At 67.2% G+C, this 19,916-nt stretch carries 13 protein-coding genes; 10 read left to right on the top strand and 3 right to left on the bottom strand.

Annotated features, from left to right (window positions below; translation table 11 throughout):
* Window positions 1-2 precede the first annotated feature (2 nt).
* On the bottom strand, window positions 3-713 hold the full coding sequence (locus tag IFS44_RS01135) for an SDR family NAD(P)-dependent oxidoreductase (RefSeq protein WP_192097168.1): 711 nt from the start codon (window positions 711-713) through the stop codon (window positions 3-5).
* 17 nt (window positions 714-730) lie between these two features.
* Complete coding sequence (purF, locus tag IFS44_RS01130; protein WP_037527979.1) at window positions 731-2,188, bottom strand: amidophosphoribosyltransferase; 1,458 nt, start codon at window positions 2,186-2,188, stop codon at window positions 731-733.
* 133 nt (window positions 2,189-2,321) lie between these two features.
* Between purF and hisI the strand changes: the two genes are divergently transcribed.
* From hisI to IFS44_RS01110, 4 genes are read left to right on the top strand one after another with little or no spacing between them, the layout of a single operon-like run.
* Window positions 2,322-2,684 carry a phosphoribosyl-AMP cyclohydrolase gene (hisI, locus tag IFS44_RS01125; protein WP_192097166.1) on the top strand — a complete coding sequence of 121 codons (363 nt, stop codon included), beginning with the start codon at window positions 2,322-2,324 and terminating at the stop codon, window positions 2,682-2,684.
* Complete coding sequence (locus IFS44_RS01120) at window positions 2,681-3,184, top strand: hypothetical protein (protein ID WP_244649800.1); 504 nt, start codon at window positions 2,681-2,683, stop codon at window positions 3,182-3,184. The genes hisI and IFS44_RS01120 overlap by 4 nt, the downstream gene beginning before the upstream one ends.
* A 32-nt stretch (window positions 3,185-3,216) precedes the next feature.
* Entirely contained in the window at window positions 3,217-3,669 is a 453-nt protein-coding gene (locus IFS44_RS01115; protein WP_031396539.1) for a MerR family transcriptional regulator, read from the top strand.
* A gap of 3 nt (window positions 3,670-3,672) precedes the next feature.
* Window positions 3,673-5,475 carry an acyl-CoA dehydrogenase C-terminal domain-containing protein gene (locus tag IFS44_RS01110; RefSeq protein ID WP_192097164.1) on the top strand — a complete coding sequence of 601 codons (1,803 nt, stop codon included), beginning with the start codon at window positions 3,673-3,675 and terminating at the stop codon, window positions 5,473-5,475.
* Window positions 5,476-5,614: 139 nt separating this feature from the next.
* On the opposite strand, the gene IFS44_RS01105 is transcribed toward IFS44_RS01110, so the two are convergent.
* The gene (locus IFS44_RS01105) at window positions 5,615-8,644 is read right to left on the bottom strand and encodes a TonB-dependent receptor plug domain-containing protein (RefSeq protein WP_192097162.1); all 3,030 of its coding nucleotides are present in this window, start codon (window positions 8,642-8,644) and stop codon (window positions 5,615-5,617) included.
* Between the two features lie 337 nt (window positions 8,645-8,981).
* On the opposite strand from IFS44_RS01105, the gene IFS44_RS01100 reads away from it, so the two are divergent.
* From IFS44_RS01100 to addA, 6 genes are read left to right on the top strand one after another with little or no spacing between them, the layout of a single operon-like run.
* A complete protein-coding gene (locus tag IFS44_RS01100; RefSeq protein WP_192097160.1) occupies window positions 8,982-11,342 on the top strand; it encodes a PAS domain-containing sensor histidine kinase in 2,361 nt (786 codons plus the stop codon).
* Between the two features lie 43 nt (window positions 11,343-11,385).
* A complete protein-coding gene (tsaE, locus tag IFS44_RS01095) occupies window positions 11,386-11,835 on the top strand; it encodes a tRNA (adenosine(37)-N6)-threonylcarbamoyltransferase complex ATPase subunit type 1 TsaE (protein WP_192097157.1) in 450 nt (149 codons plus the stop codon).
* Window positions 11,832-12,800, top strand: coding sequence for an aminoglycoside phosphotransferase family protein (locus tag IFS44_RS01090; RefSeq protein WP_192097492.1), 969 nt, complete (start codon window positions 11,832-11,834; stop codon window positions 12,798-12,800). Before tsaE ends, IFS44_RS01090 begins: the two co-directional genes overlap by 4 nt.
* On the top strand, window positions 12,797-13,552 hold the full coding sequence (locus IFS44_RS01085; protein WP_192097153.1) for a nucleotidyltransferase family protein: 756 nt from the start codon (window positions 12,797-12,799) through the stop codon (window positions 13,550-13,552). Before IFS44_RS01090 ends, IFS44_RS01085 begins: the two co-directional genes overlap by 4 nt.
* On the top strand, window positions 13,545-16,487 hold the full coding sequence (gene addB / locus IFS44_RS01080; protein ID WP_192097151.1) for a double-strand break repair protein AddB: 2,943 nt from the start codon (window positions 13,545-13,547) through the stop codon (window positions 16,485-16,487). Before IFS44_RS01085 ends, addB begins: the two co-directional genes overlap by 8 nt.
* Window positions 16,474-19,902: a double-strand break repair helicase AddA gene (gene addA, locus IFS44_RS01075; RefSeq protein WP_192097150.1), complete on the top strand. Its 3,429-nt coding sequence runs from the start codon at window positions 16,474-16,476 to the stop codon at window positions 19,900-19,902. The genes addB and addA overlap by 14 nt, the downstream gene beginning before the upstream one ends.
* Window positions 19,903-19,916 lie beyond the last annotated feature (14 nt).

Here is a 19,916-nt window from a genome sequence, read left to right as displayed (position 1 = left end):
TTTTAGGCGACGCGCTCGAAATGGCCGGGTTCGAACCCGTCGACAGCCAGCGCGACGATACGGTCAGCGACGACCTGCGGATCCTTGACCGAGTTCGGATCCTCGCCCGGATAGGCGCGTGCGCGCATCTTGGTGCGGGTCGCGCCGGGATCGACGATAGCGGTGCGTATGCCGCTGATCTCGGCCATCTCGTCGCCGTAAGCGCCGAGCAGCGTCTCGAACGCCGCCTTGGAGGCACCGTAAAGCCCCCAATAAGCGCGCGGCTTGCGGCCGACGCTCGACGTGACACCGATCACGCGCGCCGACTTCGCCTTTTTCAGCATCGGATCGAACGCAGCGATCAGGGCCGCCTGCGCGCTGACGTTGAGCGTCAGGACCTGCGCCATTTCCTTCGGATCGATCGCCGGGACTGACGACAGTGACCCCAGCATGCCCGCATTCAGCACGAGGATGTCGAGCGCATCCCAGCGATCACCGATCGCACTTGCGAGCCGGCCGATCGCCTCGCTCTCGGCGAGGTCAAGCGGCGCGATCGTCGCGGACCCACCGGCGTCATGGATCGCCGTCTCGACCTCTTCGAGGCCGCCCGGCGTGCGCGCGGTCAGAACCACATGCGCGCCCTTTGCAGCGAGCGCGATCGCGGTGGCGGCGCCGATGCCGCGGCTTGCACCGGTGACCAGCGCAAGCCGGCCTTCGAGAGGCTTGTCGGTCATTCTAGCTCCAGGACTTGTCAGATGACGCGTTCGGCGAGCATCGCGAACTGATCGACCTCGGCGCCCTCGTCATGATCGGTCAGCGTGGTCGGGTAATCGCCGGTGAAGCAGGCATCGCAATATTTCGGACGAATATCCGCGCGCTTCGCCTCACCGAGCGCCTTGTACAGCCCGTCGATCGAGATGAAGTTGAGGCTGTCGGCGTGGATGAAGCCGGTCATGCCGCCCAGATCGAGCTTGGCTGCGAGCAGCTTGGCGCGCTCCGGCGTGTCGACGCCGTAGAAGCAGGAGTGGCGGGTCGGCGGGCTGGCGATGCGCATATGGACTTCGGCCGCGCCCGCCTCGCGCATCATCTGGACGATCTTGAGCGAGGTCGTCCCGCGGACGATCGAATCATCGACGAGGATGACGCGCTTGCCCTTGATCAGCGCACGGTTGGCGTTGTGCTTCAGCTTCACGCCGAGATGGCGGACCTTGTCGCCCGGCGAGATGAAGGTGCGACCGACATAATGCGAGCGGATGATCCCGAGCTCGAACGGAATCCCCGATTGCTGCGCATAACCGATCGCCGCGGGGGTGCCCGAGTCGGGGACCGGGATGACGAGATCGGCATCGACCGGCGATTCGATCGCGAGCTGCGCGCCGATCGCTTTGCGCACCGAATAGACCGAATGGTCGTCGACGATCGAATCGGGGCGCGAGAAGTATACCCATTCGAAGATGCACGGCCGCGCCGCCATCGGCGCGAACGGGCGGATCGAGCGGATCTCGGACCCTTGGACGATCACGAGCTCACCCGGCTCGACCGCGCGGACGAAGGTTGCGCCAACGACGTCGAGCGCGACCGTCTCGGACGCAAAGATCACCGCGTCGCCAAGCTTGCCCATGACCAGCGGCCGGATGCCCAGCGGATCGCGGCAGGCGATCATCCCCTCGGGCGTCATCACGATGAGCGAATAGGCACCCTCGACCTGCTTCAACGCATCGATGAAGCGATCTAGCAGCGTGCGATAGTTCGAGGTCGCGACGAGATGGATGATCGTCTCTGTGTCGCTGGTCGACTGGAAGATCGAGCCGCGACGGACGAGTTCACGACGCAGCCGCATCGCGTTCGAGATATTGCCGTTGTGCGCGATCGCGAAACCACCCGTCGACAGCTCGGCGTACAGCGGCTGCACGTTGCGGAGTGCGGTTTCGCCCGTCGTCGAATAGCGGACATGCCCGCAGGCGACCGTGCCCGGCAGCGCGCGAATCACGTCGTCGCGATCGAAGTTCCCTGCGACATGGCCCATCGCGCGGTGCGTATGGAAATGCGCCCCATCAAACGTCGTTATGCCGGCGGCTTCCTGGCCGCGATGCTGCAGCGCATGGAGGCCCAGGGCGACAAGCGCCGCCGCGCCGTCGGTGGCCGAGACGCCAAACACCCCGCATTCTTCACGGAGTTTGTCGTCATCATAAGGGTTTGTGGTCAGCATGCCGGGTCTCACGTCGTGCGGAGCATGCCCTATAGTCGCGGTTCACGCGTTTGTCGCCTCCTTGTAATAACATTGCGCAATGGGTTTGATCTCTCACGTCGCTTCGCCCCCGCTTTCTGGTATGTCCCCGAGCATGACACACAGCCGCGACACGGGCCTGACGCTCGATCCGAAATTCGATTCCTCCGGCCTGCTGACGGCGGTCGTCACCGACCGCGTCTCGGGCGATGTCTTGATGGTGGCGCACATGAATGCCGACGCGCTGGCGAAGACCCAGGCGACCGGAGAAGCGCATTTCTGGTCGCGGAGCCGGCAGGCCTTATGGCGAAAGGGGGAAACGTCGGGCAATGTGCTGCGCGTCGCCGAACTCCGGATCGACTGCGACCAGGACGCGATATGGGTGATCGCCGATGCCGCGGGGCCGGCCTGTCACACCGGCGAACGTACCTGTTTTTTCCGGCGTATAGAGGGTGATGGCCTGGTGACCGCCGAATGAGCCACAGGCGTGGCGGGCTTATGCTCCTGCTGTGGCTGCTGGCCGGATGCGACGGTGCGTCGACGAGCATCACCAATACCGAGAGCACGCCCGGTTCGCGGCTCGAGGCGGCGGCGCGGAGCGCGGGTATCGTTGGTGATCCCGGTGCCGCGCTTCAGGGCTCCTGGGCGCGCGATACCGACCGGATCTGCATCATTGGGACCGAGCGGGTCAGCCGGATCGGCGTCAGCGTCGATTATGGCGAAGCTCAGAGCTGCGCTGCATCGGGGACAGTCGAGCGCTCCGGCGAGCGGCTGCAGATGACGTTCGGCAAATGCGCATTCGATGCGCGGTTCGACGGGGATCGCATCACGTTCCCCGCCGACATGCCCGAAGCGTGCGAAGCGCTGTGTGCGGGACGTGCCTCGCTTGCCGCGGTGACGGTCGATCGGTTGAGCGAGTCGCGGTCCGAGGCGGCCACGCTCCGCTCGAAGGCGGGCAAATTTCTCTGCCGAGATTGACGTTGACGTAAACGAGAGCTAAATGTTCCGGCATGGCGACCAGAGCATCCCCGGCAGAACGGGCATCTCCCGAATCCTATGCGGTGATCGAACCGCGGCATGATCGCGACCATTTCACGATATCGGATCTGTCGAGCGAGTTTGACGTGACCGCACGCGCGCTTCGCTTCTACGAAGACGAAGGGCTGATCGCGCCCGAGCGCCGCGGCACGCAGCGTATCTACTCGCACCGTGACCGTGCACGGCTCGCATGGATCCTGCGCGGCAAGCGTGTCGGCTTCAGCCTTGGCGAGATCCGCGAGATGATCGACCTTTACGACGTCGGCGACGGGCGTCGTGCGCAGCGTCAGGTCGTGATCGAGCGCAGCCAGTCGCGGATCGCGCTGCTGACCGCGCAGAAGCGGGATATCGACGCCGCCATCGACGAACTCACCAATTTCGTGGCCCTTCTCGAAGTCGGCCGCGCCAACGACCAGCAAGGATAGACCATGCCCCAATACACGCCCCCCGTCCGCGACACGCGCTTCGTCCTCGAACAGGTCGTCGGCCTCGACCGCTACAGCAACCTGCCGGGCTTCGATGCTGCGTCTCCCGACGTCGTCGATGCGGTGCTGGAAGAGGGCGGCAAGTTCGTCGCCGAAGTGCTGTTCCCGCTCAACCTGTCGGGTGATCAGCAGGGCTGCACCCGCCACGAGGACGGATCGGTCACGACGCCAGACGGCTTCAAGGAGGCGTACAAGCAGTATGTCGAGAGCGGCTGGGCGACGCTTGGCAACCAGCCCGAATATGGCGGGCAGGGGATGCCGCACGTCGTCTCGACCGCGTTCCAGGAATACATGATCTCGTCGAACATGGCGTTCGCGATGTACCCCGGCCTGACGCATGGCGCGATTGCCGCGCTGGTCGCCAAGGGGTCGGACGCGCAGAAGGCGATGTACGTGCCGAAGATGGTGTCGGGCGAATGGGGCGGGACGATGAACCTGACCGAGCCGCAGTGCGGCACCGATCTGGGCCTAATCCGCACCAAGGCCGAGCCGCAGCCGGACGGATCCTATGCGATCACCGGTACGAAGATCTTCATTTCGAGCGGCGAGCATGACCTGACCGCGAACATCATCCACCTCGTCCTTGCCAAGACGCCGGGCGCACCCGACAGCTCGAAGGGCATCTCGCTGTTCGTGGTGCCAAAGTTCCTCGTCAACGAAGACGGTTCGCTCGGCGATCGCAACGGCGTCACCTGCGGGTCGATCGAGCACAAGATGGGGATCCACGCCAACTCGACCTGCGTGATGAACTACGATTCGGCGACCGGTTGGCTCGTCGGCGAGGAGATGAAGGGCCTCGCCGCGATGTTCATCATGATGAACGCCGCGCGTCTGGGTGTCGGCCTTCAGGGGCTGGGCGTGGCCGAGGTCGCGTATCAGAATGCGGTGCAATATGCGCAGGACCGGCGCCAGGGCCGCGCGCTGACCGGGCCGAAGGAGCCGCAGGAAAAGGCGGACTCGCTGTTCGTCCATCCCGACGTTCGACGCATGCTGATGGAAGGCAAGGCGATGACCGAGGGGTTGCGCGCGCTGATCCTGTGGACCGCGCTGCAGGGCGATCTCGAGCATAACGCCGCGACCGAGGAAGAGCGTCAGCTGGCGGGCGACATGATCAGCCTGCTGACCCCGGTCATCAAGGGCTATGGCACCGACAAGGGCTATGAGATCGCGACCAACGCGCAGCAGGTCTATGGCGGTCATGGCTACATCGCCGAATGGGGCATGGAGCAATATGTCCGCGATGCGCGGATCGCGATGATCTATGAGGGCACCAACGGTGTGCAGGCGATGGATCTGGTCGGCCGCAAGCTCGCGCAGAACGGTGGTCGCGGGATCCAGGCGTTCTTCAAGCTGGTCGCGGACGACGTCGCTGCCGCGAAGGGGGATACGGCCACCGCGGGCTTTGCCGAGGCGCTGGAAAAGGCGAACGGCCAGCTTCAGGCGGCGACGATGTGGTTCATGGCGAACGGCATGAAGAACCCCGAGAATGTCGGTGCCGGCGCGGTCAGCTACATGCATCTGATGGGCATCGTCGCGGTCGGCGCGATGTGGCTGCGGATGGCGGTTGCCGCGACAAAGCTGAAGGCGGCCGGTGAGGGCGAGACGGCGTTCCTCGACGCCAAGCTGATCACCGCACGCTTTTATGCCGAGCGGATCCTACCCGACGCGGGCGCGCTGCGACGCAAGATCGAGGGTGGCGCGGAGTCGCTGATGGCGCTGCCGCCGGAGATGTTCATGGCGGCGTGATCGCCATCCTGCAGAAGTGAGGGGCGCGGGCATCGGGATATCCTCCCGCTGCCCGCGCCCTTTTTCTTGTCCGTGCCGCGTGGACAAAAAAAGGGGAGCCGTTGCCGGCTCCCCTGTCGCTCTATCGATGGTGGTCCGGTCAGAAGCTGACGCGGACACCGGCGTAATAGCGGCGGCCGAGCGGATCATAGGTGCCCGCATCGGTATCCTGGCCTGCCGATGCACCGATATCGGCGAGGTATGGCGGCTTGTTGTTGAGCAGGTTGGACCCGCCGACATAGAATTCGAAGCCTTCGCCGGCCTGGAAGCGGAGCTGCGAGTCGAGGTAGAATTGCGGTTTCACGCGGTAGTCGGGGTTGCTGCCCGGGCGGGCGCCCGTCAGCTGGTCGTCGAGGCTTGCTTGGCTGATCCACGTGCCCGTCATCGTCAGCCCGACGCCGTCGATGTCATACGACGCGTTCGTCGTGAAGCGATCCCGCGATGCGCCGATTTCGCCGGCGAAATAGTCGCGCTCCGAACCCGGCAGCGGTACCGTGAACCCGCTGATCAGATGAGTGTAGGACACCTTCATGCCGAGCGTCCCGCCAAGGCCGAGGCTCTCGAGATTCTGGCGATAGGCGACGGTCGTGTCGATACCCGACGTCTTGATGCCGCCGCTGTTGAGCGGGCTGCTGTTGACCTCGTCGAGCGACCCGGCGCTGTTTGCACCCTGCGCGGCAGCGCGGCGGACCACCAGATTGCAGAAATCCGAATTCTCGGCGTTGTAGCACTGGTTCAAGATGAACTGCAGCGGCGTGGTGGTGATCGCCCCCTTGATCCGAATGTTGAAGTAATCGACCGTCACGACCAGGTTGCGCAGCGCGTCGATCGACCGGGGGTTGATGACGACGCCCGCAGTGAACGAATCACCCTTCTCTTCCTGCAGGTCAGGATTGCCGCCAGCAAAGCTGGTGATGCCCTGACGATCCGCCTGTCCGATCGTGAACTGACCGTTCTGTGCGATGTTTGCGGCAACACCGGGGGCTGCGCGGCAGTTGACGGCGAGCGTGCCGGTCGCGGCCGCGGTCACGCCTGCGCAGGGGTCGACCAGACCGTTCGGGAAGTCCTGCTGGTTCGGCTGGAACAGCTCGTTGATGTTGGGGGCGCGAACCGAGCGTGCCTGCATCACGCGGAAGCGGACGTCCTCGATCGGCGCCCACTCGCCGCCGTAGTTATAGCTGTAGGTCGTTCCGATCGTCGAGTAGTTCGACACGCGGATCGCACCGCGCACCGACAGCGAATGGAAGAACGGGCGATCCTGGAGCAACGGCACGATCGTCTCGGCGAAACCTTCGATCAGGTCGAAGCTGCCGCGCGTGGACGGCAGTGCGTTGTTACCATTCAGGCCCTGCTGCGTGAGAAGATCGAACACGTTGCTGCTCGTCTCGCGACGATATTCGGTGCCGATGCTGACGCCGATCGGATCCGCGCCGAACAGCGAGAACAGCTTGCCCGAGACGTTCGCGCCGCCAACCGTCTGCGTGACCTTCGTCGACAACGTCGTCGGCACCGCGAGGTACGAGGCGGCTGGTGTGAGTGCGCCCGCACCGTAGATGTTCGCAGGAATGCAGCCGGCTGCGCGTGCGGCGGGATCGGCGCAGACGATCTGGCCACTCGTCGGATCGCGATACGCATTGAGCGCCTGGGTGAAGTTCAGGCTGTTATACTGGCCGTTGCCGGTCTGGTTCTCGACCGTCTGGCCGTAGATGCCATAAACCTCGTAGTTGAAGCGGTCCTCGAGGAACTTGCCGTTGGCGCCGCCCGCAAACCGGAACAGCTCTCGGCTCGACGAGCTCGTGCGCGGACCGAAGTCGTTGAGGCGACGATCGAAGCTGATGTCGCGAAGACCATCGCCATTCTTGTCGGTGGCAGCGTTGAAGATCGCATCCGGCACGAACGGATTGCGGTACTGAACACCACCAACGATGCTCTCGATCGCGATCTGGCCGTCATTGGGAATATCGACGAGGTCGGAGCTCAGCGGGAATGCCTCGATGACCGTCTTGACCTTCGTCTTGGCGTAGTTGCCCTCGACGAACAGGTTGAGCGCGGGCGAAACCTCGAAGTTCGCACGACCCGCAGCGGTGTAACGCTCAACCGGCACCGCAAGATAGCGGAAGTCCGAGCGATTAAACCCAGGCGCGTCGGGGCACGCGGCGCTTGAACATTCGAAGAGTGAACCATCGGGGTTGTAGCTGAAGCCGCGACGGTTGTCGCCGGTACCCGTGACATAGCGTCCCTGTGGCGCAAAGCCCGACAGCAGCGTGCTACGCGTAAACAGGTCGGCATCGTTACCGGTCGTCAAGGCGAGGCTGCTCGAATCCACCGCGCTTGAACCCGCCTCGGTGAAGCGATCCTTCTTCAGCACGGTGCCCTGCTTCGAATAGCCGCCGAACAGCATGATATTGCCACGGCCATCGGCGAAGTTCTTGCCGACCAGCGCGTTGACCTGGCGATCGGCGCCATCGCCATATTGCGAAATGCCCATCTGGCCGTCGAGCTGGATGCCCTCGAACTTCGTCTTGTAGATCATGTTGACGACGCCCGCGACGGCGTCCGAGCCATAGACCGCGGACGCGCCGCCGGTCAGGACGTCGACGCGCTCGAGGAACTGGGTCGGGATGACGTTGAGATCGACTGCGCTGCTGCCGGGCAGGCCCGCGACGAAGCGACGGCCGTTAACGAGGACCAGCGTGCGGTCGTCGCCGAGGTTGCGCAGATTGACCGTCGCTACGCCCGCGCCCTGCGTCGCGAAGCTCGAGTTGGTGCGGCTGACGCCCGGCGTGCCGAAGGCCGGATTCTGGAGCAGGACGTCCTGCACGTTGATCGCACCGGCCTGCTGGATCTGTTCGATGCCGACGCTCTGGAGCGGCGAGGCGGCGGTGGCCGACGGCGATGCGATGCGCGAGCCGGTCACGACGATCTCGCCTGCCGGCGCTTCTGCAGCACCCTGCGGGTTCTGGTCCGTCGCGGTCTGGGTCGGGGTTGCCGACTCCAAAGCCTCTGCTTGAGCGGCCGCCTCGGGCGTGGCCGCAGGCGTCGCGGGCGCGGTTTGTGCGGCAGCGGGGAGCGTGGAAACCGCAACGAGGAGGCTCGTGGCGAGCAGGCTGCGACGATAGGCTGGGGTCATTTAATACTCTCGACTGAAACATTCCGACGAAGGGGCAAAGCCGCTGACCTTCGTCGATGCGCCGCCGTTAGGCCGCGCGGCGCGGCCCGATCCACCCGATTGAGACGAATCGGATCGTTTTTTTACAATGTGTTTCATCCTTGCAACAGTCTGGAGGGATTGGGTTTCCAGCGCCTCGGGCTGACGCGCCGGAGCCGCCAAGCGTGCAGGTGAGGCACCCGATCAGCCGCATGCGATTTCCCGATCGCCGTCTTCCCCCGGGGGGCGCTGTTGGCGTAGACGGAGCCATGGCGGTTACCGTGTTTCCCGATCTCGTTGCGAAGAGTGTCTCCGGGACATGACGGTCCCCGGAACATGGGCGACCGTTCTGGCCGGCGTTGCGACGCTGCTGCTGCTCGGGCTTGGCGGGCTGCTGCTGTTCCTGGGATTGCGCGCGCGCGCCGGTGTCGCGACGACCCTCGCTGAGAATGCGACGATGCGCGCGTTGCTCGATGGGTCGCCGGCCGTCGCGACGGTCGTCCGCTCGGATGGACGAGTGGAGATGCCGCAGCGGATGGCGGACTGGCTGGGTATTCCGGCGCCACGCTATCTGATGGATCTGGCGGGTGAGGAATCCGGGCTCTCACCCGAGGATGCTGCCGCGCTGACCGCTGATGTGACCGCTGCACAGCGTTCGGGCCGGCCCTTCGTCCGTGCCGTCCGCCCCGTCGGTTCGACGCGGGCCATCACGCTGCGCGGCGCGCGTGCGCCTGGTGCGATGGGGGCAACTGGCAGCATCCTGATCTGGGCGTTCGATGCAACGGACAGCGAATCCGAGATCAAGCGCCTCGGCACCGAGACGGCGCGGCTTGGTGCCGCCTATGAGGCGCTGACCGGGCTGATCGAAGCGGCGCCGCTGCCGATGTGGTACCGGGCGCGCGATCTCAGGCTGTCGATGGTCAATTCCGCCTATGTCGCGGCCGTCGAGGGCCAGGATGCGCAGGACGTGGTCGCGCGCGGCCTCGAACTCGTCGAGGGATCGGGGCGCGGCGGGCCGCTGGCGGGTGCCGCCGCCGCGCGCGAGCAGGGGCGGCCGCACCAGCAGGTCCTGCCCGCGACGATCGACGGGGCCCGTCGGTCGCTCCAGATCTATGACGTGCCGCTGCCGACCGGCGGGGTGGCGGGCTTTGCGATCGACATCGAGGATCTCGAGCAGGCGCGCTCGGGCGCCAAGCGCTTTGCCGAGGCGCAGCGGGCGATGCTCGACCGGTTGTCGGCGGGGGTCGCGCAGTTCGGTGGCGACCACGGCCTGGTCTTCTGCAACCAGCCGTTCCGGCGCATGTTCGCGATGCGGGCGGAGTGGCTCGCCGACCGTCCCGAATTCGACCGCGTGCTCGAACGGATGCGCGAAGCGGACCGGCTCCCCGAGGTCCGCGACTTTCCGGCATGGAAGGCCGAGCGTCGCGCATGGTTCATGCAGACCGGGACCATGCCGAACGGCGGCGCGAGCGAGGAGATCTGGCACCTGCGCGGCGGCACGCATTTGCGCGTTGTCGCCCAGCCCTTGCCCGATGGCGGGCTGTTGCTGATCTTCGAGGACCGCACCGAGCATGTCCAGCTCGCCAGCGCGCGCGACACGCTGCTTCGCGTCCGAACAGCGACGTTCGACAATCTGTTCGAGGCACTTGGCGTGTTCGCCGCCGACGGCCGGCTGCAATTGTGGAACAACCGGTTCAGGGTACTGTGGGGCCTCGAGGAGGAATTCCTTGCCGGCCATCCGCGTGTCGACGTCTTTGCGGATGCGGCGGCGGGCAAGTTGATGACGCCCAACCGGTCGGCGCTGATCCCCGATCTCGTGCGATCGGCGACCGCCGGACGGCAGCAGCGCGGGGGCCGCGTGGCCTTTGCCGACGGCCGGCATTTCGAATTTGCGGGCGTCCCGCTGCCCGACGGCAACGCATTGTTCACGATGCTCGACATTACCGACAGCCGGCGTGCGGAGCAGGCCCTGCGCGAACGCGCGAACGCGCTCGAGGCGGCGGACAAGGTGAAGACGGCGTTCGTCGCGAACATGAGCTATGAACTCAAGACGCCGCTGACGTCGATCAGCGGTTTTGCCGAGATGCTGCACGGTGGCTATGCCGGGCCGATGAGCGAACAGGCCGGGGGGTATCTCGAGGCCATTCTCGAATCGGTCGAGCGGCTCGGGCTGCTGGTCGACGACGTGCTCGACCTGACCCGGACCGAGAGCGAGAGCACCGAGATGGTGCGCACCGATGTCGAGCTGGCGGTGGTCGCCCGCGCCGCGGCGGGCTCGATCCAGGCCACTGCGCGGCGCCGCAAGCTCGACTTCGCGATCGAAATCGGGCGCTCGACAGGGCGCATCTGCGGCGATCCCAAGCGACTGCGCGAGATCGTCGAGCATCTGCTGCGTCACGCGGTGGCCGGTACGCCGGAGGGGGGACGGATCCTCCTGCACGCCGACGGCAATGCGACGCATGCACGGATCGTCGTGTCGGATGACGGCGCGGGGATGAGCGCGGAGGGTGTCGCGCATGCGTTCGACCGGTTCGCCGAATCCAAGACGATCGGCGATCGTGCGCTCGGGCTCGGGCTGCCGCTCGCCAAGCAGTTCGTCGAGGCGCATAACGGCACGATCGATCTCGTATCCGAACCCGGAAACGGCACGCTGATCACGGTCGAACTGCCGCGGAGATGATCATCGCTTTGAAGAGACACGCACGCTGCGCGGGTTCCAGCGCATGACGGTGCTGCGGTTAGAGGATCCCGCCGCGACCGAGGCGTTCGGCGCGAAACTGGCAGCGCACGTCAAGGCGGGTGACGTGATTGCGCTGACGGGGACGCTTGGCGCGGGGAAGACGAGCCTGGCACGCGGCCTGCTGGCCGCGCTCGGTCTGATCGGCGAAGCGCCATCGCCGAGTTTCGCGATCGTTCAGCCCTATGCACCCCCCGAGGTGCGTCTGCCCGTGCTGCACGTCGATCTGTACCGGATCGATGATCCGGACGAGATCGTCGAGCTCGCGCTTGACGACGCGCGCTATGATTCCGTGCTGATTGTCGAATGGCCAGAGCGGGCGGGCCCAGATTATTGGCCGGACGCGCTTCGGCTCGACCTCACGATCGAACCGGACGGCACGCGCGGCTTGACAGCCGGAGTGCCGGAGGGTTGGACGCGGCGATGGCCGATATGACACCCCCGGCGGGCGCCGCCGCATTTCTCGACGCGCATGGCTGGACGGGGGCGACGCTCCTGCCGGTTGCGGGGGATGCCTCCTTCCGTCGCTATTTCCGCGTCGTCGCCGGGCCGCGCCACGCGATCCTGATGGACGCGCCGCCGCCTCATGAAGACCCGCGCCCGTTCATCGCTGTCGCACAGTGGCTGGTCGAGCGGACGTTCCGGGCACCCGCGATCCTCGCGAGCGACCTGACGCAGGGGCTCGTGCTGATCGAGGATTTTGGCGATGATCGGTTGCGCGAGGCGATCGACGCATCGTCCGATGAGGGCATGGCGCTCTACGCGCCCGCGATCGACCTGCTCGGGCGTCTTCACGCGTATCCGGCCGGACCGTTCGCACCCTATGACCGTGCCGTCCTGGCGCGCGAGGCCGCGCTGTTCGTCGACTGGTATTGCCCGGCCATCGGGATCGTCCCGGACCGGGCGGGCTGGGATGCGGCATGGGACGCCGTGTTCGATCACGGGATCGCGACCGACCCGGTCACTGTCCTGCGCGATTATCATGCGGAGAACCTGATGCTGCTCACGCCGGACGGAGCGCTCGGCCTGCTCGATTTCCAGGACGCGCTCGCCGGGCACCCGGCCTATGACCTCGTGTCGCTGTTGCAGGATGCACGGCGCGACGTCGACCCTATCGTCGAGGTGGCGATGCTCGCGCGCTACCGCGAAGCGACGGGCGTTGGTGACGATTTCCTGGACGCCTATCATGTGCTCGGCGCGCAGCGGAACGCCAAGATTCTTGGTATCTTCACGCGGCTGTGGAAGCGTGACGGCAAGCCGCGCTATCTAACCTTGTGTCCCCGGGTCTGGACGTATCTCGAGCGTGACCTGGCCCAGCCGGTGATGGCGCCGGTCGCGGCCTGGTTCGACGCCAATGTGCCGGCCGCTCGGCGCGGCGACCCGCTGGCGTTGGCGGCATGAGCGGCCAGCGCATGATCCGTCCGATCCCGCGCGGGACGGTGCCCGAGACGGCGATGGTGATGGCGGCCGGGCTCGGCAAGCGGATGCGGCCGTTGACCGCGACGCGCCCCAAGCCGCTGGTCGAAGTGGCCGGCAAGGCGCTGATCGACCATGTCTTCGATCGGCTGCAGCGTGCCGGGATCGCGCGCGCGGTGGTCAATGTTCACTATCTTGCCGATACGTTGCAGGCGCATGTCACCGATCGTTACCCCGATATCGAGGTCGTGATTTCGGACGAGCGTCGCCGGTTGATGGAGACGGGCGGCGGGCTGGTTCAGGCACGTCCGCTGCTCGGCGATGCGCCGGTTCTGGTGGTCAACAGCGACAATCTCTGGATCGACGGACCGGTCGACGCGATCCGGCTGCTCGCGTCGCGCTGGGACGATGCGACGATGGATGCGCTGCTGCTGATGGTGCCGCTCGCTCGCGCGCACAATCATGGCGGTCCGGGCGACTTCCATCTCGCAGCGGACGGGCGGATCACCGGACGACGCAAGCCGGGGCGGGTCGCACCCTTCGCCTTTACGGGCATTCAGATTCTCCACCCGCGCGTCATCGCGGATTGGCCCGAGGGACCGTTTTCGACGAACCTGTTCTGGGACCGTGCGATCGCTGCGGGTCGGGCATTTGGCCAGGTTCACCAGGGCCTGTGGTTCGACGTGGGCACCCCCGCGGCGATTCCAAGGACCGAGGCGATCCTCGCCGGTGGCTGAACGGACGGGGCCGACCCTCTACACCATCCCCGCCCATCGCGCCTTTGCCGATGCGCTGGTAGCGGGGCTGCTCCGGCGGGCAGGGCAGGATCCGCTGGCGCTCGCCCGCGCACTGATCCTGTTGCCCAACAACCGCGCGATCCGGGCCGTGACCGATGCGTTCGTGCGGGCGAGCGGCGGGGGGCTGGTTCTGCCGCGCATGATCGCGCTGGGCGACACGGGGCTGGGCGAAGCGGTCGGCGCCGCGCTCGATCCGGCGGACGACGCCGATCCGCCGCTGCCAGCGGTGCCGCCCTATCAGCGGCGGATGATCCTTGCGCGGCTGGTGTCGGAAGAACGCCGGCGTGGGGGGCATCCGATCGATGCGGCCGAGGCGGTCCGACTTGCAGGCGAACTCGCCAAGACGCTCGACCAGCTGCTCGTCGAGGAAGTTGCGCCAACGCGCCTGCACGAGATCGAACTCGGTCCCGAACTGACCGAACACTGGCAGCGCGCATTGTCGACGTTCGACGTCGTGCTGCAGCGATGGCCGGGCGAACTGGCCCGCCTGGGGCGGATCGATGCGGCGACCCGGCGCGCCGCGCTGCTCGACAGATTGGTGGTGCGATGGCGTGCGACGCCGCCGGCCGGGCTGGTCTGCGCCGCGGGCGTCACCGACTCCGCGCCGTCGGTCGCGCGCGCCCTGCGTTGCGTCGCAGACCTGCCAGGCGGCATGGTGGTGTTCGCGGATCTCGATCTGCACCTGCCCGACGAGGAGTGGGATGCGCTGGGCCCCCACCCGCGAAACCCGGATACCGGGCTGACGCGGCGGTCGATCGAAACGCATCCGCAATTCCATCTGAAGCTCCTGCTCGAGCGCATGGGCGTCGGGCGCGCCGAGGTCGCGACCTGGCGCGAGGGCGGTGGCCATGACGCCGACACGACGCGAAGCCGCGCGATCGCCAATGCACTGGCCCCCGCCGACTTCACCGGAAAGTGGACCCGGCTGGGCGCGGAGGATCGCCGCCTGAAGGGGGTGACGGTCGCCGAACTGGCAACGCCCGCCGAAGAGGCGCAGGCGATCGCGCTGGCCTTGCGCGGCGTGCTGGAGGAGCCGGGACGGACAGCCGCGCTCGTTACGCCCGATCGCGCTCTGGCGCGGCGTGTCGCGGCGCATCTTGGGCGCTGGCAGATCCTGATCGACGACAGCGCGGGCCGGCCCTTGTCGATCCTCCCGCCCGGGACCCTCATCCTCGCGCTGGTCGAGGCTGCGGCACAGCGTTTCGCGCCGCTCGCGTTGCTGGCGTTGCTGAAGCACCCGCTGGTCCGCAGTGGCGTTACCCGGCTGGCGTGGCTCGACGGCGTTCGCGCGCTCGATCGCGCGTTGCGCGGACCGCGGCCCGCCGCGGGGCTCGATGCTGTCGATGCGCATCTGCGTGCCGGAACGGCGAAGCGCTGGTGGCCCGAGGCGCAAGCGCTGCTCACGCCGATCGCCACGGTTTTCGAACGCGGCGCTCAGCCGCTCGGCCCGTTGCTGGCGATCGTTCGCGAGACGGCCGCGGCGCTGTGCGGGGATGAACTCTGGGCCGGTCCCGCGGGGCGTGCCGCGGCGCAATGCCTCGCTGATCTCGAGATCGAAGCCGATGCCGGCCCGCCGCTTGTCGATCCGGTCGAACTTGCGCAGCTCTTGCGGACCTTGCTCGACGAGGTTGCGGTGCGGCCATTGCAGGGCGCGCATCCGCGTCTGGCGATCTACGGCCTGCTCGAGGCGCGATTGCAGACCGCAGACCTGATGGTTCTGGGCGGGCTGAACGAAGGTATGTGGCCGGGCCGTCCTGCGCCGGACCCGTGGCTTGCACCGCGGATCCGCGCCGAACTCGGGCTGCCGGGACTCGAGCGGCAGGTAGGGACGTCGGCGCATGATTTCGCCCAGGCGCTCGGCGCGCCGCGGGCGATCGTCACACGTGCGCGCCGCGACGCCAAGTCGCCGGCATTGGCGTCGCGACTGTGGCTGCGGTTGCAGGCACTTGCGGGGGACAGGTTCGAGCGCGCCGAGGCGCTCGAGGCATGGACACGCGATCTCGACGATCCCCGGGCGCACCGGCCCTCCGACCGTCCGGCGCCGTCGCCGATCGCTGCGCTGCGGCCAAGGCTGATTTCGGTGACCGAGGTCGACCGGTTGAAGGCCGACCCCTATGCCTTCTACGCGCGCAGGGTGCTCGGCCTGATGCCGCTCGACCCGGTCGATGCGGATCCGAGCGCGGCGTGGCGCGGCACCGCGGTACACGACATTCTCGAACAATGGTGGAAGCACGACGCCTGCGCGATCGATGCATTGCGGCCGCGTGCCGAGGCGATGCTGCGCGACGAGCGGACGCACCCGATGATGCGAGCGCTCTGGCAGCCGCGGCTGCTCGAGGCGATCGACTGGATCGCGGGCACGATCGCGGCGCAGGCCGTCGACGGCCGGGTCGTTGCCAGTGCGGAAGGCAAGGGCGAGATCGCGATTGCGGGGGTGACGCTGCGCGGACGGTACGACCGTGTCGACCGGCTGCCGGGCGGGGAACTGGCGATCATCGACTACAAGACCGGCAAGCCACCCTCGGCGACCGCGGTGCGCGCCGGCTATAGTCTGCAGCTGGGGCTGCTCGGCCTGATCGCCGAGCGCGGCGGCTTTGCCGATGTCGCGGGCAAGGCGGGTGCGTTCGAATATTGGTCGCTTGGCAAGAAGCGCGATGCGTTTGGCTATGTCGAGAGTCCGGTTGATCCCGAGGGCAAGCGCGACAAGATCCCGACCGCGGAATTCACCGCGACGGCGGCGCACAACTTCACCGAGGTCGCGGGAAACTGGCTGACCGGCAGCGCCGCCTTCACCGCCAAGCTGGTACCGGAATATGCGCCTTATGCCGAATATGACCAGCTGATGCGCCGGGATGAATGGTATGGCCGTGAATAGCGGCGAGCTCCGCACCTTACCCCGGCTCAAGGGCGCACAGGCCGCAGCTAGTGACCCCCGCGCCCATGTCTGGCTGTCCGCATCGGCGGGAACGGGCAAGACCCAGGTTCTCGCGGCGCGTGTTTTTCGCCTGTTGCTGCGCGGCGTCGATCCGGGTGCGATCTTGTGCCTGACCTTCACTAAGGCGGGTGCGGCCGAAATGGCGCAGCGGATCAACGGGCGGCTCGCCGCCTGGGTGCGGATGCCCGGCCCCGCGCTGGGTGCCGACCTGATTGCCCTGGGGGAGGTCCCGGACCAGGCGTTGCAGGATCGTGCGCGGACGCTGTTTGCCAAGGTGCTCGACGCGCCGGGGGGCGGGTTGCGGATCCAGACGATCCACGGTTTCTGCCAGGGCCTGCTGGCGGCGTTTCCGGTCGAAGCGGGGTTGACCCCGGGTTTTCGCCCCCTGGAGGCGCGCGAGGAAGCCGGGCTTGCGCGTGAGGCGCTGGCGGGGATGCTAACGGACGCCGAGCGTGAGGGGCGGGAACGTCCCGTCGAGATCGTCGGCCGCTTGTCGCTGCGGATGGGGGAGGGCGGTGCCGAGGGGTTCCTGATGGCCTGCGCCCGCGCGCTGCCCGCGCTTGAGGCTTTGCCGTCGGGTATCCGGCCCTGGTTGCGCCGGACGCTCGAGCTGCCCGCCGGCGATATCAACGAAGCGGTCGCGGACTGGTGCGAGGCGCTGGATATCGACGCGATCACGCGGATCGGCGCGGCCAACCGGGCGTGGGGGACCGCGACGGGCCTGAAGCAGGCGGCCATGGTCGAGGCGTGGCTCGCGTCGCCGGACCGTGCGGCGATGCTCCCCGATCTCGCAGGCGTCGTGCTGACGGCCAAGGGGGAGCCCCGCAAGGCGCAGAAGAAGCTGATCGATCTCGAACCTGACTATGAGATCCTGGCACAGGATGTCGGCGCGGCCTGCGCCGATATCGCATCGATGATCCAGCGCGTCGCCTATGCCGATCTTCTCGCCGACGGGCTGGAGGTCGGGCGCGATTATGCGCGTGCCTATGCACTCGCGAAACGGCGCGTCGGCGGGGTCGATTTCGACGATCTGATCGCGACGACCGTGGCGTTGCTCGACCAGCCCGGGATCGGCGAATGGGTCCGCTACAAGCTCGATCAGGCGACCGAGCATGTCCTGATCGACGAGGCGCAGGACACCAATGCCGACCAGTGGCGGATCGTGCGAGCGCTGGCCGACGAGTTCTTTGTCGGGCGCGGCATCTATGCCCCTTCGACGCGCACGCTGTTCACGGTCGGCGACTGGAAGCAGGCGATCTTCGGCTTTCAGGGGACCGACCCGTTCAACTTCGCCGCCGCAGAGCTGCATTTCGGGCGTCGCGCGCTCGAGGTTGCGGGCGACGACGAATGGCCGGAGGCGGAGCGGGGCCTGCCGCTTGAGCGGCTGTCGCTGACCCACTCCTTCCGATCGACCCGGCCGATCCTCACGTTCGTCGATGCCGCGGTCGCCGCGGCGGGCGACCCGGGTCTTGGCGCGATCGGCGAGCTCGAGGTCCATGCCAGCGAGGTCAAGGGTCCGGGCAGCGTGACGCTGTGGCCACCGGTCATCGCAGGGGGGAGCGAGGACGACGAGGAGGGCTGGGTCGACGATGCGGTCCGCAAGCTCGCGGGCGATATCGCCAAGGCGGTCCGACGCTGGCTCGCGCCCGATGGGCTGATGCTCGAGAGCAAGGGGCGACGGCTGCGCCCCGAGGATGTGATGATCCTCGTGAAGCGGCGCGGCGATCTCGCGTCGCTGATCGTCGCGCGGCTTTATGCCGAGGGCGTGCCCGTCGCGGGTGTCGACCGGCTGCGCTTGAACGCACCGCTCGCCGTCCAGGATCTGCTCGCGACGATCCGCTTCGTGTTGCAGCCGGAAGACGATCTGAGCCTGGCATCGCTGCTCGTCTCGCCGCTGATCGGCTGGACGCAGGACGAACTTATGGCGGCGGCGCCGCGCGAGGCCGGGCCGTTGTGGCGGCATCTTCAGCGGACGCAGCCCGCCGAGCGCCTCGCGCCGCTGCTCGCGATGCTCGCACGTGCGGACATCGCGACTCCCTATCAGTTTCTGGAGGAGCTCCTGTCCGGGCCACTCGACGGACGGCGCAAGCTGATCCTGCGGCTGGGGACCGAAGCGCGCGATCCGATCGAGGAACTGCTCAACGCAGCACTGACGTTCGAGAGCAATACGACACCGTCGCTGCAGCGCTTTCTCGACTGGTTCGATCGCGGCGATGTCGACATCGTCCGTGATCCGTCGACGCCGCTTGATGCGGTGCGCGTGATGACCGCGCACGGCGCCAAGGGCCTGCAGGCACCGCTGGTGATCCTTGCCGATGCGACCGCCGACCCCGCCGCCGCACCGCGATCGATCCTGAAATGGACTCCCGAGGACATGGTCGCCCCGTTGCCGGTGTTCCGCCCGCGCAGCAGCGAGCGGGGTGGCCCCCTTGATGCCGTGGTGACGGCAGCCGAGCGGCGCGAACTCGAGGAGCATTGGCGGCTGTTCTATGTCGCGGCGACCCGCGCCGAGGAACGCCTGGTCATCGCGGGCGCGCTCGGTACGCGGGCGCAGGGCGTTGCGCCGGTGACGAGCTGGTATGGCGCCGCGGATCGTGCACTGACGGCGTTGGGCGTGGCGGATGCCGAGGGCGAGCGGGTCTTCGTCGGCGACGGGACGGAGCTTCCGGTACCGGTCAAGCCCGCGGCGAACGACGTTGTCGTGCCTTCCCGGACGATACCCGACTGGGCCCGGCACGCGGCACCGAAGGAGTCGCGACCGTCGCGCCCGTTGTCGCCATCTGCGCTCGGCGAGGATGCGGTGTCCGACCCGCCGCCGACCCCGGAGATGCGGCTTGCGGCCGAACGCGGCGCGTTGATCCACAAGCTGCTCGAGCGCCTTCCCGCTGTCGACGGCGCTTCGCGGGCGGCGGCGGCGGATCGCTGGCTCGGCCAGGCCGGCGGTGTTTCCGATCCCGCCGCGCGTGCGGAAATTGCAGCGAGCGCGATCGGCGTGATCGAGGATCCGCGCTTCGCCGACCTGTTCGGTATCGACTCGCTTGCCGAAGCGCCGATCGCGGCCACGCTGGCGGACGGCATCGTGGTATCGGGAACCGTCGACCGGCTGCTGATCGGTGCGGAGACCATCCGGGTGATCGATTTCAAGACCGGGCGGCGTGCGCCGCGCGGACTCGACGAGGTGCCGGACTATCATCTCAAGCAGATGGCCGCCTATGCGGCGGCGTTGCGGGTGATCTTTCCGGGGCGGACGATCGAGGCGGCGTTGCTCTACACCGCGGCACCCCGATTGATCGGGATATCGGCCGATATGCTCGACAGGCACAAGCCGCGCTATGCGATGACGGAGCAAAGCTAGGCTGTCGACGGTTG

The sequence above is a fragment of the Sphingomonas sp. CFBP 13706 genome (assembly GCF_014842355.1).
Lineage (GTDB): Bacteria > Pseudomonadota > Alphaproteobacteria > Sphingomonadales > Sphingomonadaceae > Sphingomonas > Sphingomonas aerolata.
The sequence above is the reverse complement of the archived record's forward strand: the minus strand, read 5'-3'. Positions and strand labels throughout refer to the sequence as shown.